This is a genomic window from Ruegeria sp. SCP11, from assembly GCF_040329455.1.
Lineage (GTDB): Bacteria > Pseudomonadota > Alphaproteobacteria > Rhodobacterales > Rhodobacteraceae > Ruegeria > Ruegeria atlantica_E.
In genome coordinates this window covers 40,011-55,125 of record NZ_JBDZYG010000013.1, presented here as the reverse complement: position 1 = coordinate 55,125, position 15,115 = coordinate 40,011, and the positions used below count along the sequence as shown (strand labels likewise).

At 56.3% G+C, this 15,115-nt stretch carries 12 protein-coding genes; 3 read left to right on the top strand and 9 right to left on the bottom strand.

Going from position 1 to position 15,115, the window contains the following annotated elements:
* Nucleotides 1-5: 5 nt before the first annotated feature.
* The 5 genes from ABLN94_RS18495 to ABLN94_RS18475 all read right to left on the bottom strand — a co-directional run bounded on the left by ABLN94_RS18495 (nucleotide 6) and on the right by ABLN94_RS18475 (nucleotide 6,938).
* On the bottom strand, nucleotides 6-836 hold the full coding sequence (locus tag ABLN94_RS18495) for a universal stress protein (protein WP_352995183.1): 831 nt from the start codon (nucleotides 834-836) through the stop codon (nucleotides 6-8).
* A gap of 106 nt (nucleotides 837-942) precedes the next feature.
* Nucleotides 943-2,610 carry an alkaline phosphatase family protein gene (locus ABLN94_RS18490; protein WP_352995180.1) on the bottom strand — a complete coding sequence of 556 codons (1,668 nt, stop codon included), beginning with the start codon at nucleotides 2,608-2,610 and terminating at the stop codon, nucleotides 943-945.
* A gap of 130 nt (nucleotides 2,611-2,740) precedes the next feature.
* Nucleotides 2,741-4,225 (bottom strand): aldehyde dehydrogenase family protein, encoded by a 1,485-nt coding sequence (locus tag ABLN94_RS18485; protein ID WP_352995402.1) that lies wholly within the window; start codon nucleotides 4,223-4,225, stop codon nucleotides 2,741-2,743.
* Nucleotides 4,226-4,244: 19 nt separating this feature from the next.
* Nucleotides 4,245-5,849, bottom strand: coding sequence for a thiamine pyrophosphate-dependent enzyme (locus tag ABLN94_RS18480; protein WP_352995177.1), 1,605 nt, complete (start codon nucleotides 5,847-5,849; stop codon nucleotides 4,245-4,247).
* Between the two features lie 3 nt (nucleotides 5,850-5,852).
* Nucleotides 5,853-6,938, bottom strand: a complete 1,086-nt coding sequence (locus ABLN94_RS18475; RefSeq protein ID WP_352995175.1) for a pyridoxal phosphate-dependent aminotransferase — start codon at nucleotides 6,936-6,938, stop codon at nucleotides 5,853-5,855.
* A 188-nt stretch (nucleotides 6,939-7,126) separates the two neighbouring features.
* Between ABLN94_RS18475 and ABLN94_RS18470 the strand changes: the two genes are divergently transcribed.
* From ABLN94_RS18470 to ABLN94_RS18460, 3 genes are all read left to right on the top strand, one after another.
* A complete protein-coding gene (locus ABLN94_RS18470) occupies nucleotides 7,127-7,885 on the top strand; it encodes a helix-turn-helix transcriptional regulator (protein WP_352995172.1) in 759 nt (252 codons plus the stop codon).
* 117 nt (nucleotides 7,886-8,002) lie between these two features.
* Nucleotides 8,003-9,619, top strand: coding sequence for an FAD-dependent monooxygenase (locus ABLN94_RS18465; protein WP_352995169.1), 1,617 nt, complete (start codon nucleotides 8,003-8,005; stop codon nucleotides 9,617-9,619).
* A 10-nt stretch (nucleotides 9,620-9,629) separates the two neighbouring features.
* Nucleotides 9,630-9,806: a hypothetical protein gene (locus ABLN94_RS18460; protein ID WP_352995166.1), complete on the top strand. Its 177-nt coding sequence runs from the start codon at nucleotides 9,630-9,632 to the stop codon at nucleotides 9,804-9,806.
* A gap of 731 nt (nucleotides 9,807-10,537) precedes the next feature.
* Here ABLN94_RS18460 and xylA read toward each other — a convergent pair.
* From xylA to xylF, 4 genes are all read right to left on the bottom strand, one after another.
* Complete coding sequence (gene xylA, locus ABLN94_RS18455) at nucleotides 10,538-11,845, bottom strand: xylose isomerase (RefSeq protein ID WP_352995163.1); 1,308 nt, start codon at nucleotides 11,843-11,845, stop codon at nucleotides 10,538-10,540.
* A gap of 9 nt (nucleotides 11,846-11,854) precedes the next feature.
* Nucleotides 11,855-12,658, bottom strand: coding sequence for an ATP-binding cassette domain-containing protein (locus ABLN94_RS18450; RefSeq protein WP_352995399.1), 804 nt, complete (start codon nucleotides 12,656-12,658; stop codon nucleotides 11,855-11,857).
* Entirely contained in the window at nucleotides 12,658-13,956 is a 1,299-nt protein-coding gene (locus tag ABLN94_RS18445; RefSeq protein ID WP_352995160.1) for a sugar ABC transporter permease, read from the bottom strand. Before ABLN94_RS18445 ends, ABLN94_RS18450 begins: the two co-directional genes overlap by 1 nt.
* Nucleotides 13,957-14,019: 63 nt before the next feature.
* Nucleotides 14,020-15,039 (bottom strand): D-xylose ABC transporter substrate-binding protein, encoded by a 1,020-nt coding sequence (gene xylF, locus ABLN94_RS18440; protein WP_352995157.1) that lies wholly within the window; start codon nucleotides 15,037-15,039, stop codon nucleotides 14,020-14,022.
* Between the last annotated feature and the right edge of the window lie 76 nt (nucleotides 15,040-15,115).

Below are 15,115 nucleotides of genomic sequence, written 5' to 3'. Positions count from 1 at the left end.
CTGCGTCAATGAGAGACAAAAACGGGTATCTCAGCCTCTCTAAGGATGTGTTTCGTGACCCCGCCAAACAGGTCTTCGGACAGTTTCGAGTGACCGAAGGCGCCCATGACCAAGAGGCCCGTTTTCTGTTCCATGCAGAAGTCGAGGATCGTCCGGGCGGTTCCGCCCGATCCCCTTGGCACCACGACGTGTTTAGCCTCGACACCGTGGCGTGCCAGCAGCGTCGCAAGATTGATGCCCCTGGCTTCCTGGTGAGTACTCTTGTCACCCACCGTGACGATCGTGACCATCCGCTTGGTTTCCAAGATGTTCATGGCGTCAAACAGAGCACGGGATGCATTGCGCTTACCGTCCCAGGCGATTACGGCATTTTCGTTGATTTCGGTTGGGCGAAACCGCTTGGGCGCCACCAGGATCGGTCGGCCACTTGTATGAGCTATCCGATCAGGGTGCAGCGTATACTCATCCGCTGCAGGCAGGTTTTCATACTGTCCCAGAATCGTCAGATCAAACATCCGCGTATAATAGGAGATGGTCCGGTCCGGATCGGCGTGAACATCAATCCAGTGCTGTTTGTCGGGATCGACCTTGCCATCGAGGTAACTGCGAAACTTATCTTCAAGTTCTGTTACCCGAGTCGAAATGATGTCATCCAGAGTGTCAGAAACCTGCCGCGCCAGCCAGGGGGGGAAGTTTTGCACGATATTTGGCACGCCATGCGCAACGATGCCGGTCAGATGGGCATCGTATTTTCGTGACATCTGAGCGCCCAGATGCAAGGCGGCATCCGAGGCCTCGCCACCGTTATAGGCAACCAGCAGGTTTTTCAGTGTCATGCCTTGCCTCCCAACTCGTCGCAACCCGCAACCGGGATGAGTTGAAAATAAGTTAACGTATGAATGATTTTCTGCCTGTCCACTGAAACATATGACAAGAAGACCTTCATTCCGGGTTCCGCATGTCCTTGACCCGGCGCCCGATGTAGTTTGCTGTAAACTTGGCCGGGACATCATTTTCATCCCAGACACCGATCATCACACCGGTTGCGGGCTTTTCTGCACGGATCTCCTCCAGCCGTTTCTTGGATACCGTTGTGCGTTGCGACAGCCGCCGGGCCCAGGCGCCCAGAAGGTCATACATCTCGCGGATCGTGTCGCCATGTTCGGGTGAGGCACCTAGGTCCACCAACTCCTCCGGGTCGGTCTCCAAATCGAACAGCATGGGCCGGTGTCCCGTTTCGAAATGGATGAGCTTCCAGCGGCGTGTCGCAACCATGAAGACCACGGCTTCGTCCGGGGTGGCTCCCAATAAGACGGCCTCGTTATTTGTGGTGAAATCGACCTCGCAGAACACTGCTTCACGATCCGTACCTGACTTTTTGCCATGCAGGATCGGCAACAGGGATTCTCCTTCAAGGATGTGATCTAAGGGCTCGCCGCCTGCCAAGTCCAGAAACGTCGGGGCCAGATCGATGCTTTCCACCAAAGCATCACAGGTAGTGCCCCGTGTAGCGTCCGCCTCAGGCGAGGGGTCATAGATGATCAACGGCACACGGATCGAGCTCTCATAAAAGAATGACTTCTCGCCCAGCCAGTGATCCCCGAGAAAATCACCGTGATCCGAGGTCAACACGATCATCGTGTCATCCATGCGCCCCGTGTCTTCAAGCCAATTGAACAGTATCCCCATCTGGTCATCGATCTGTTTGATCAGCCCCATATAGGCAGGGATCACCGCCTGCCGCACCTCGTCGCGGGCAAAGGCCTGACTGACCCGGCTTTTCATGAAGGCGTTCATTACCGGGTGCGCATTCTCGCGCTCCTCTTCCGAGCGTTGGGCGGCCAGGACGTGTTCTGGGCCATACATATCGTGATAGGGAGCGGGGACGATGTAGGGCCAGTGTGGCTTGATGTAGCTAAGGTGCATGCACCAGGGTTCATCACCCGCCTGTTCCATGAATGCCATGCCCCGGCGAGTCAGATATGGGGTTTCGCTGTCATCTTCGGCGATGTTGGCTTGAAGCGGAGAGTTCCTTAGGAACCAACCGGACAGCACATTGCCCTCTTTATCCTGGCCGGAGTTTGCGAAGTCATGCCAGGGGTTGTCGCTCTCGTAACCTTTCTCTGACAAGTATTCGTTGTATTTCAACGCCCCACCGGGATCATACAGACCCGCTGGGCCTTCGGGGCGCATGCCGTCATCTCGCTCGAACACGTCAAAGCCGCATTCCGCAATACGCGCACCGATTACTGTGTCACGACTGAGGCCAAGCCGCTCCATGCCCTCCAAATCGGGTTCCATATGGGTCTTGCCCACCAACCAACAGCCCATGCCAGCCTTGCGCAAGTGGTCGCCCAGCGTCTGCTCGCCGACTTTCAGCGGGACAGTATTCCAGGTCGCACCGTGACTGTGGGCGTAGCGGCCCGTGTAGAAGCACATGCGCGACGACCCGCAAATCGGAGACTGGATATAAGCCCGATCAAATCGCACACCCATCGACGCCATCCCGTCGATGTTAGGCGTGTGCAGGTGCGGGTGACCGTAGCAACTGAGGTAATCCCACCGCAACTGATCGAACATGATGAACAGGATGTTTTTCGCCTTGGCCATGTTGCTCTCCGAATTTGATCTGTCCGCATGGTCAGCTGATTGTCAGAACCCGCGCAGTGCTTCGAAATTCTGCCACCAGCGCGCGCCGATAAGTTGCACTACCTGGTCGCAGGCAAAGAGTTCCTCTGGGTTATAGCTGGATCCACGTCGCCTTGAGGTTCTCATATTTTTCCAGCGCATGCAGGGACTTGTCTGCACCGTTGCCCGACTGACGCACACCACCCAGTGGGGATGTCATGTCCGAGCCGGCGAAACAGTTCACATGCACCTGACCGGATTTTATGCGACCAGCCATCCGGTGAGCCCGCGACAGGTTCGACGTCCAGACAGCCGAGGACAGCCCGTAGACGGTTTCGTTGGCGATCTCGACCGCCTCATTTTCAGTGTCGAAAGCTCGCGCCGCCAGTACGGGGCCAAAGACCTCGTTCTGCACCACGCTCATGTCGCGTGTGACATCCGTCAGGATGGTGGGTTGGTGATAGAACCCGCCGCTGTCGGTGTGGAGCACCTCGCCACCGGTGGCCAAAACGGCGCCTTGTTCCAATGCCAATTTCACTGCCGCTTTTGTCTTGTCCAGTTGCGCAGCATTGGCCAGCGCGCCGGTGGTATGGTCCAGTTGCAGCGGGTCGCCTACGTGCAATGCCTCGGCATGTTGGCGCAGCTTCTCCATGAACTCATCATAAGCGGTTCGCTCGACCGCCAGACGGGAGGCCGCAACACAAACCTGACCGTTGTTGCGGAAGATCGAGGCGGCTGTCTGGGCCGCCACCACCTCAAGATCGGGCGCATCGGCAAACACAATGTTGGGTGATTTGCCGCCGAGTTCGAGGTAGACCCGCTTCAGGTTGGAGCGCGCCGAATACTCCATCAGTTTTCGTCCAACTACGCCCGAACCGGTGAAGGCCAGCACATCAACATCCATATGCAGGCCCAAGGCTTTACCAGCTGTTGCACCACGCCCCGTTACCAGGTTTAGCACGCCCGGCGGTAGTCCTGCTTCATGGGCAAGTTCGACTGCACGGATCGTCGACAGGCTGGCATCCTCCGAAGGTTTGAGGACTACCGAATTGCCCGCCGCAAGTGCTGGCGCCATCTTCCACGCGCCGATCATCAGCGGGAAGTTCCAGGGAATGATCGCGCCGACTACACCCACCGGTTCCCTCTGGACCAGCGACAGGACATTAGAGCGCGTAGGTGTGATCTCACCGTTCACCTTGTCGATAGCCTCGGCGTAGTAACGGATGGTCCCTGCGGCCGATGTCGGCTCGGCCATCAAAGCCATGCGAATGTCGGTTCCATTGTCGCGCGCGCCCAGAACGGCGAGGCTCAAGGCCTCGGCCTCGATCAGCTCCGCCCATTTCAACAGCACCTTCTTGCGCGCGGCAGGGGCAAGTGACGACCAGACGCCCGCCTCAAAGCTCGCGCGAGCCGAGGCTACCGCGCGATCGATGTCTTCCACATCACTGTCAGGAATGGTTCCAAGCGCCGCCCCGTCAATGGGGCTGCTGACCGGTATCTCACGCCCGGATGCCGATGCGTGGAACCTGCCGTCGATAATGTTGTGCCCCACTAGAGCCTTGAGCGCGCGCAAGGCGTCGATTTTGTCCTGTTCCAACTGTGTCACTGTCTGACTCCTACCGGAACTGGTCAATGCTTGGCATTTCTTCGAACGGAACCTCGATCACGGTGGGTCCGTCGGTTGTTGCCAGTCCGCGTCGGATCGCAGCGCGCAGCTCAGTTGCGTCCGTAGCCCGCAAGGCCTGCGCCCCGAAGCTCTCGATCATGTCCGGAAAGTCCGGGTTCACCAGATCGGTAGCGATAATACGGCCGCCATAATCGTTCTTCTGCATCTGCTGGACATTGCCGAACTGGTTGTTGTTGAACAGGATGGTGACCAACGGGATCTTGTGCTGCACCGCGGTTGCTAGCTCTTGCACCCCGAACATGAAGCCGCCATCGCCGGTGATCGAAATGACCGGCACATCCGGGCGGGCCACTTTGACACCCAGTGCAGTCGGAAACCCGTAACCCAACGTTCCTTGATACCCGGTCGAAATGAACGTGCGCGGCTTGTAGCTCTGGTAGGCGAATCGGCTGGCGAACCCGACCTGTGTCAGTTCGTCTACAAAGATTCCGTCTTCGCCCAATTCCTCGCGGATGATGCGCAGATAGGTTTGCTGCGGTTCCAGCACCGCCGATTTCTTTGCCCAGGCAGCCTTGGCTTCCTGCAACTCCTCGATGCGCGATGGATGCCTGTGACCCTCCAGCCGCTCCAGCAGGAAAGGCACCGCCTCTTCGACGCGCGACGTAATGGCAAGCTCGGGGCGGGAAAAGACCGTGTGGCTGACCGGATCGACGTCGATGCGGATGATTTCGGGGCGGTGGCTCTGCGTCCATTTCTCCATCGGGATACGCATCTGGCTCCCGATGGCCAGAACGACATCTGTCTTTGCCCAAAGCGGGCGGGCGGCGGGCATGTGGAAACCGTGCGGGCTGCGGCTGTCGACCACTCCGTGGCCGTTACGGAAGGCCACAACGGGCGCCTGAAGTTTCTCGGCCAGTTGGCGAACCGCCTCGCTGGCATCCATTGCTCCGCTGCCCACGAAGATCATCACATTCTCAGCACCAGCCAGCATCTCAGCCGCCCGGTTCAGACCTTCTTCGTCCAGAGGCGGCTGTTCCGGCGTCACCTCGCCTGCGTCCAGAACCACCGGACCCTTCGCCGCTAGCACATCCATTGGGATTTCCAGCGCCGTGGGCCGTGGGCGTCCGGAGCCGATCTGAGCAAAGGCTTCTTTTATGCGACCCGGAATCTCGGCGGGGCTGTTCGCCCGCTCGGCCCATTTTGTCAAGCGCTTCAGAATGCCCAATTGATCGTTGATCTCGTGCAAATCGCCCATGCCCCGATCAATCTTGTGCGACGGAATTTGGCCGGTCAGGCACATTACCTTGGCATTGGTGGCATAGGCCGTGGACAAAGCCGCGCTTGCATTCAGAATGCCAGGCCCCGGCACCACGTTAAACACGCTGGTTTCCCCTGTGGCCAAGGCCGCGCCAAGCGCCATGTACGCTGCGCCCTGTTCGTGGCGTGTGTGGATGATCCGGAACTTGTCACGGTGATCATAGAAAGCGTTGTAAAGCCAGTCATTCTGCACGCCGGGCAAGCCGAACACGGTCTCGACACCAAGGTTGTGGAGCGAAAGGACGGCGGCTTCCCCGCCAGTCATTCTGGTGGTCATGGTTCAGCCTCCGATTACGGTTTTCAGGGCGGCGATGAGCCGCGTGTTGTCCTCAGGTGTCCCGACGGTTGCGCGAATATGGTGCGGCAGATGGAAGGCCGGACGAACCATCACCGCCTCTTGCACCAGGGCATTGGTCAGGCTGTCCGCATCGTGGCCAGCAGGGCAGCGGAACATGACGAAATTGGCCTGGCTGGGGCTCGTCTCCAAACCCAGATCGCGCAGGCCGCTGGCCAACCACTTTCGCTCTGAATGGTTGTTGTCGACGGTTTTCTTCAGATGCTCGGCATCTTTCAGGGCAGCGATGGCGGCTGCCATGCCCGCGGTATTGATGTGAAAGGCACGCTTCAGACGCTGGATCCGGGCCGTCATTTCCGGTTGCGCGATGCCGTATCCAAGACGCATTCCCGCCAGACCGTAGGCCTTGGAAAAGCTGTGCACGATCACGATGTTTCGCCCGTCCAGCACGTGCCGTATTGCATCGGGCAAGCCCATTTCGGTGGCGAACTGGAAATAGACCTCATCATAGACAAGCGTCACATGATCCGGCAGACCATCCAGAATGGCAGACAGGGTCTCTTCGCCGAACCAGGTACCCGTCGGGTTGTTGGGGTTACACAGGTAGACGAGACGGGTCTCTGGAGTCACCGCTGACAGAATGCCGTCCACGTCAACGCGATAATCGGCACCTTGCAGCGCCACGGTATCGATCTCTGCCCCCTTCTTTTGCAGCGACGCCGAATAGGCCCCAAAGCAAGGTGGGCAGATGATCGCGCGCCCTCCTTCAGTGAGACAGGCATCCTCGATCAGGGACAGCACCTCGACGCCGCTGTTTGCGGCAAAGAAATGCGATGGCGTTAAACCGCGCCCATGAAATTCGGAAAGGGCTGAACACAGTGCCGCGTCATTTCGAGCCGGATAGGTGTTGGCCCCCTCAAGGGCCGCCTGTGCCGCGGCTACGGCTTTGGGCGAAGGGCCGAACGGGTTTTCATTCGACGAAAGCTTCGTCACGGGGCGACCCTGGGCAAGGGTGCTGACCTCATCCACGGACAGGCCGGCCTTGTACTCCATTTGAGTTGCTTCACTCATAGTCTTCAAATGCTCCTTGAGCGTTGGTGTCGTTTCGCCATGCGCTGGGTACCGGACAAAATCTGCCTGTGACGATAAGCACCAAGCTTTGAGATTTATGTCCCTTGTTGCGGGGGACAGGTCGGGCGGCGTGATCTCCGATAAGTCTGCAAGTTGCCAACCCTGTGAAATCCACACATCATGAGATCATGACACTTGAAAATTTCTTCAGCGGTGAAGGGGCTCCGAAGTTCCTGAAAATACTGTCGTCTTGTTTGGCGTCTGTCGGCTCAGCGGACTTCAATTCGCATTTTCTGGACATGATCGAGCACGTCGTCAAAGCGGATCAATGCATGATCTTCTCCTACAAGCGCGACCGCCCGCACTGCTATCTGTCGTTCAACGAGCGGCAGAAGCAGACTGCTAAGAACCTAGCGCATAAATACCTGCGAGACGGGTATCTGCGCGACCCTTTGCGCGAGGATATCGAGGCAACCAAAAAAGACGGAGAGATGCGTATTCTCACGCTGAGCGAGCTGTCCGATCGGATGCCGCAAGACTATCGGCGGGAGTTTTTTGAGAAGACGGGAATTGTCGACAAGATCACAGTGCTAGCGCGGAGCGACGACGAGGTCGTCGGGATGAATTTCTACCGTTTTCAAGAGAACGGGCCATTTATCATAAGCGAAGATGAACTCCGCCGCGATTTTTGGACTCTCGTGTCGAAAATCGTTTTGCTGCACTACGCCGGAAACCAGCCTGCGCAGTTGCAAAGCCCGCTCAATTCGCTGTCAGGTCGCGAAAAGGAAATTTGCGAGGCGATCCTGAGGGGCCTGACGACAGACGCCATTGCCTGGGAACTTGATGTGGCGGCCAGCACCGTCAACACCTACCGCAAAAGGGCCTATGAAAAGCTGGGCATCAATTCCAAGTCCGCTCTCTTTGCCTTGTGTGCACGAGGCAATTGACGGAATCTCAGTGATTACCAGATCATCCTGCCTTGTCCCTTACCCCAGAGGACAGACAGGAGCGCCACCGCAATGAAAGACTGAGCCGAAACGCGCAGTATTCGAAAGGTGGACTGCATGAGACCTGTGGGAAAAGGCGAGCCGGACTCGCTCTACTTCACATATCCGCATTTTGATGCGCCGAAAGGCTCTGAACGGCGAGGCCTCTCAAGCCGGGCGAAAGTCGCAATTGTCGGGGCCGGACCCGTGGGCATGACCGCAGCGCTGGCGTTGGCTAAAGAAGGTATTCCGTCTGTATTGCTCGACAACAAGCCGACATTCAATGATGGCAGTCGTGCAATCTGTATCGAGCGTCAGAGCTACTACATCCTGGATAGCATTGGTGCACTGGACCCGTTCCTGAGAAAGTCGCTGGGATGGACAAAAGGTCGGTCCTTCTATCGCAATCAGCAAATCCTCGAGTTCGAGATGCCGGACAGTGAGAACGAAAAGTATCGTCCGATGTACAATATCCAACAGCAGTATGTCGAAGAATATCTTCACGACGCCGTTGCCCGGAACGATCTGATCGACATGCGTTGGCAAAGCGAGGTCGTCGCAATCGAAGATCTGGAGGATGGCGTAGAACTGACTGTCAAGGACAGTGAGGACGTCTATGACCTTTGCGCCGATTGGGTGTTGGCGTGCGATGGAGGGAAAAGCCCGATCCGCAAAATGCGTGGGTTGCGCCTCAGGGGTGAAAATTATGAGGGCCGTTATGTCATTGCGGACGTACAGATGGATCATGATTATCCCACGATCCGTCGGGCTCTGTTCGATCCGGCCTGCCGCCGCGGCGGTACGGTTCTGATCCACCGGCAGCCCGACAATATCTGGAGGATCGATTACCAGTTGTTCGAAGACGAGGCGACGGAAGACGCCATTCAGGAAGACCAGATCAGAGTTGGTGTACAAGGTGTGTTGCACGAAATCGGCTATGAGGGTCCATGGAACCTGGAATGGTGGAGCGTTTACACCGCCAATACGCTGGCCTTGGATGATTATCGCGACGGCCGGGTGTTCTTTGTCGGCGATAGCGCCCATATCGTGCCAATCTTCGGCGTGCGCGGCCTGAATAACGGCTTTGCCGATGCCATTAATATCGGCTGGAAACTGGGCTGGGTGCTGAATGGCAAGGCCGGGCCGGATTTACTGGACAGTTACACACCCGAGCGGCGTGGCGCGACGATGGACGTGTTTGCGAATGCTTCGAAGAGTGCACGTTTCATGACACCGCCGACACATGGCTGGGAAGTGATGCGTAATGCCGCCTTGTCGCTGGCAATGGACCGCGAATTCGCAGGACAATTGGCCAATCCGCGCCAGATGCGCCCCTATGTCTATGCAGACAGCCCGGTCGTGACTACGTGCGCGGATGAATTTACAGCAGGCCCCGAGGTTGGAAAGGTTCTGTCTGAGGTCAAGCTGGATAAAGGCTACTTGTCCGACCAGTTGGCCCACGGCTTTACTGTTTTGTGCTTTGATCAGGCGCTTGTCGACGCGATTCAAGCCGCTGCTTCGTGTGAAAACCTAAGCGTCATTGTGCTTCCGTCAGGCAGTCCAGTGGCGGAGCTTTATGGCGCTACGAAAGAAACGGCGTATCTTATCAGGCCCGACCGGCACGTTGCCGCGCGTTGGAAAATCGCAACGCCAGCCGACGTGCTTGCTGCTTACAATATTGCGGTTTGCAAATAAGGAAAAACAGATGGAACAGGCCGACATCGAAGTAATCTATGAGGCAATTGCTAAATCCATTGATCTGGTAGGCCCTCGGCAATCCGAGCATTTTCTGGCCAGGCTTGCCCTACTTCTCAGTCATGAGATCGACAGTACGAAAAAAGTACTGTCGCTGGTGCAGCAAGCTAGTTCGCTGCAGGAGTAAGTTGGTTCTGGCGAACCAAATGTCAGCGCTCTCTTTCGCAGGTTCATCGAGGAATGGAAATTACCAAACACGGCCGGACCGCTGGGACGCAAAAGCTAGGTGAGCGCAATGCCCAATATTGCCTCAGAGAGAGTCTGCGCAGCGACCGCAGCAGGGGAAAACGGCCTCATGGCGTAGGCAAAAAAAGCGCGCGGGGTATAGCCCCAACAAAACTGCCGCAATTCGCAATCTGGTTGCACCGGTGGGCTTTCGCGACTTCGCGGTCAATCGCAACGCTACTCCGCTGAAGACAGGTTCCGTTCCACTATCAACAACCAAGTGAACCAGCCCACTACATGGCTACTAAGAACTTGCGTTCACAATGACGGCGAGCACGTTGAAAGGACTGCCAATCGCAACATGATCGAGCTAAAATATCGTTTCATAGATCGACTGTTCGGCAAACGTGTGAACTCATGCCCCTCTGATCCGCTTGGGCCACACTGGACTGCATAGCGAATTCGAACATGATCCGAAAAAGACTATCTCTCGCTCGGTGTCCGCACTTTTTGTAGGCTCTCAGAACTGACATCGTAAACCATTGGAAAATACGCTGTTGCACGGCGCAGCTTAAACTGTTCAACAGAATTCATCCGAACTCACATTCATGCAGTTTTGCTTCCATAAGCGGCTTTAATGAGGGGACAATTCCCACGATCCTACAGCCACCACAGTTTCTGAAACCAATCTTTTCAAACAAACATATTGACGTAACTCTCCAGGATTTCCTGACGCCCTGATCGTGGAGTTGGGTTGATAGCTTTTGCCAAGACTTGAGCGGCAATGTCATCCAGGTCGCTGTTCAGCATGGCTAGTGCTTCGGGAGTTTTCCATCCGGAATACCTGTCTGAAATCGCCGCTTGAAGGCCACCATCGTCAATCATCGCTGCCGCCGCCTTGAGACCTCGCGCACAGATATCCATGCCACCGACATGGGCCGCAATCAGATCTTTGGAATCAATCGACTGGCGGCGTATCTTGGCGTCAAAATTAGTACCCCCGGTCGTGAACCCACCGGCGTTCAGTATGTAGTAGTAGGCTAAGGCAACTTCTGGTGTGTTGTTAGGGAATTGATCTGTGTCCCACCCAGATTGGTAATCATTGCGGTTCATATCAATCGAACCCAGCATTCCCTCTGCAGCGGCAACCGCAATTTCATGCTCGAAGCTATGCCCGGCAAGTATCGCGTGCCCCTGCTCGAGGTTCAGTTTTACCTCGTTCTCCAACCCGTATTTCCGAAGAAACCCGATGCAGGTTGCTGCGTCATAGTCGTATTGGTGCTTCGAGGGTTCCTGGGGTTTGGGTTCTACAAGAATAGTGCCTTGGAACCCAATCTTGTGTTTGTATTCCACGACCATATTCAGAAACCGGCCCATGTGGTCCAGTTCGGTCTTCATATCCGTGTTCAGCAGCGTCTCGTAGCCTTCACGCCCCCCCCAAAGAACATAATTCTCACCACCCAATTTGTGGGTTGCGTCCAAGCATGATTTGACCGTTGCCGCCGCGAAAGCAAAAACATCCGGATCAGGGTTGGTACTGGCCCCCGCCATCCAGCGACGGTGGCTGAACATGTTGGCCGTACCCCAAAGCAACTTGGTGCCAGACACCTGCATCTTTTCGCCGATATAGTCGGTGATTTCTTCTAGTGTTCTCAGATTGTCAGCAAAATTGCCCCGCTCGGGCCGGATGTCCGCATCGTGCCAACAAAAGTATGGCTGCCCCAAAATCTCAAACATTTCGAACGCGATATCCGCTTTAATGCGGGCTCGCCCCATGTCGTCCTGTGGATGCCATGGGCGTTCGAAAGTTGGACCACCAAAGGGGTCGCCCCCCTCCCACGCGAAAGAGTGCCACCAGGCCACTGCAAACCGCAGATGGTCTTCCATACGCTTTCCCATGACAATCTCGTCGGGGTTGTAGTGGCGGAAGGCCAGAGGGTTCTTGCTGTCCGCGCCTTCAAACCGGATCGGCTCGATCCCTTCAAAAAATCCGCTTGGCATGGCTGCCCCCTACTCTGCTTTTTGCGCTGGTTGCTTGCCGAGTATGATCATCGACAAAAGGTCATCATCGGTGACGTCGGCGATATCTACAGTCCCAACCAGTTTTCCGTTTTTCATGACCGAGGCGCGATCACATAATTCCATGACGGCATGCACGTCGTGGTCGATCAGGAAAATCCCGATGCCTTGCGCTTTTAGCTGGTGGATCAGATCCGCGACCATCTGCGTTTCATGCGGCCCAAGCGCCGCAGTCGGCTCATCCATAATCAAAATACGAGCGTTGAAGTAGACGGCCCTCGCGATCGCCACAGACTGTCTTTGCCCCCCCGACAGGGCAGAGACCGGATCGTTGAACTTCTGAAAGTTGGGATTGAGCTGCGCCATGATTTTGCGACACTCGGCCTCCATGGCCGCGTCGTTGACCAACCCGAATGGTGTTGTCATCTCGCGTCCAAGGAAGAGGTTCGACGTCGCGTCGAGATTGTCGGCCAAGGCGAGTGTCTGGTAGATCGTCTCGATATTGTTCACCCGCGCGTCACGAGGATTACCGATCTCGACTGGCTTACCGTCGATCAAAATCTCGCCGTGATCCTTTTGGTAGGCGCCCGAAAGCACCTTGATCAGCGTGGATTTTCCGGCCCCATTATGCCCAAGTAGACCAACGACTTCACCGGGGTAGAGATCAACAGACACACGATCGACAGCTTTGATCCCGCCGAACGAAATCGAAATGTCACGCATCTCAACCAGTGGCGGCGCGCCCGAGTCACGTCCGGAGTTGGGGGAGGTTTTCTGCGTATCCTGAGCTTGCATCATTTTGCTCCCAGTCTCTTGCGGTAGACGATGTCGATATAGACGGCCAGCACAAGGACGCTGCCAACCACGATGTTCTGAAACGGCGCGTCAACGCCAACCATGGCCATGCCTGATTGAAGCGCTTGCATGATCAGCGCGCCAAGGATCGCACCGTAGATGGTGCCGATACCGCCGGACAAAGCGGTCCCACCGATAACGGCGGCAGCGATGACTCTCAACTCGTCCAGCGTGCCAATATCGTTCGAATGGTTTGCCAAACGCGCCGAAGCGACCACAGCAGAAACGGCACACAGGAAGCCCATAAGCGCAAAGATCTTCACCGTTAGCAGCCGTGTATTGATGCCGGAAAGCTCTGCCGCGTCCGGGTTACCACCAGTGGCAAAGATGTAGCGACCGAACCTGGTTTTCCGCGCCACGACCGTAAGGGTGACCGCCACGATAATCAGGATGAGGACCGAAATCGGTATGCCGTAGCCAACGACCAGCCCCTCGGGCATCGTCTCTCCGCGCGCCTCGAACATGCGTTGTAGTCGGCGCGTTGGAATGGCGTAGCTGTTTACGATGTAAACATATCCAAGGATGGCAATCGCAATTACTCCGGCTAAGGTGGTCTCAGCCCAAACAGGTTTGACAGGGAAACCATGCGCGGCCTTTGCCCGCCGCCCGCTCCACAAGGCCCAGATGGCGATTGCGGTAGCGAATAGCCCGAACAGCCAGCTTGTCGTTGTCCCCAATGTTCCGTTTGTCCCGCCGAACATCAGAAATGTGCTGTCCAGAGGGCCAATGGTCTGACCACTGGTCAAATACCACGCCACGTTTCTCCAGACTAAGAATCCGCCGAGTGTGACGATGAACGCCGGTATCGTCAGATAGCCAACCATCCATCCGTGGAATGCACCAATCAGCGTGCCTACAAACAACCCGATCACTATGGTGATCGCCCACGTTACCGGGTTGTTCAAACCCATCCCCAACACATGAGGCAACAGTTCGGTTTGCGTCATCGCCATCACGGCCGAAGTGGTCGCCAGAAGCGCTCCGACTGATAAGTCGATGTGCCGCGTAACGATAATGAACACCATCCCGCACGCCATGATAGCCACCGAAACCGTCTGAATGGACAGGTTGAACAGGTTGCGAGGGGTGAGGAACCGCCCATCCGTGACGATATTGAACCCGATGCAAAGGATGACAAACGCGCCGATCATTCCCAAAAGCCGCATATCCAGTTCCAATTGCTGGAACAGGTTGGGCCTTGCTTTTTCAGGTACCGGCTGAGACGAAGTTTCGGTCATTTCCGATCTTTCATTGTCAGCGATGGTCCCCGGCCCTAACGATAGGGTCAGGGATTTTTAAGTTTAGTTACAGGGCGCGGGACCGCTTTCGACGCCCTGGCACAAGTCTTCCAGCGGAATCCAACCGGCGTCTACAACCACTGAAAGGTTGTCCTTGGTGATTGGCACCGGCGCAAGGAAGACAGAATTCATCTCCGTACCACCTGGTGAGGTCCAGCTAACAGAACCTTCAACATCTGCTGGGCTTGTGCCCCCGCTCAATGCAACCGCGATTTCGCCGGCTGCCTTACCCAGCTCACGAGCATCCTTCCAAACCGAAACAGTTTGAGTTCCCAGCGCGACCCGGTTCAATGCTGCGTGGTCACCGTCCTGACCGGAGACCGGAATGCCTTCCATGCCTTGTGCGGTCAGAGCTGCAACAACGCCGCCGGCTGTTCCATCATTCGAAGCAACGACCGCGTCAACGTTGTTTTCATTTGCGGTCAGAATCTGCTCCATGTTCCGCTGTGCGTTCGCTGGCAGCCAGCCATCCGTATAAGCCTCGCCAACAATTACGATATCGCCGCTGTCGACCGCTGCCCCGATAATCTCTTGCTGTCCGCCGCGCAGGAAATCCGCATTCGGATCGGTCGGGGAACCCTTGATCATCACGTAATTGCCCTTGGGCATTGCTTCAAAGACTGCACGGGCCTGCATTCTACCTACCTCAACGTTGTCGAAGGTCAGGTAAAACGCTCGATCGTCTTCAATCAGGCGGTCATAAGCAATGACAGGAATACCTTCATCAGCGGCCGCCTGAACAGCCGGTCCAATCGCCTGCGCGTCTTGCGCCAGAATGATTAACGCGTCCACGCCCTGAGCGATCAAGCTTTCGATGTCCGAAAGCTGTTTTGCCGAAGACGATTGGGCATCTGCCGAAATGTATTCGGCGCCACCTGCTTCAAGCGCCGATTTGATGGCTGCTTCGTCCGTTTTCCAACGTTCTTCCTGAAAATTGGACCAGCTCACACCGACCACAGGCTCTGCGAACGCAGTCGAGGCCAACAAGGTGGCCACAGCTGAGAAGCTGAGAATTCTCTTCATGATTTCCTCCCTTATGCCGAGCCACCGCATCTCGATTCGCGGCTCTCACAATTTTTTATCATATTTATTTCAGTCG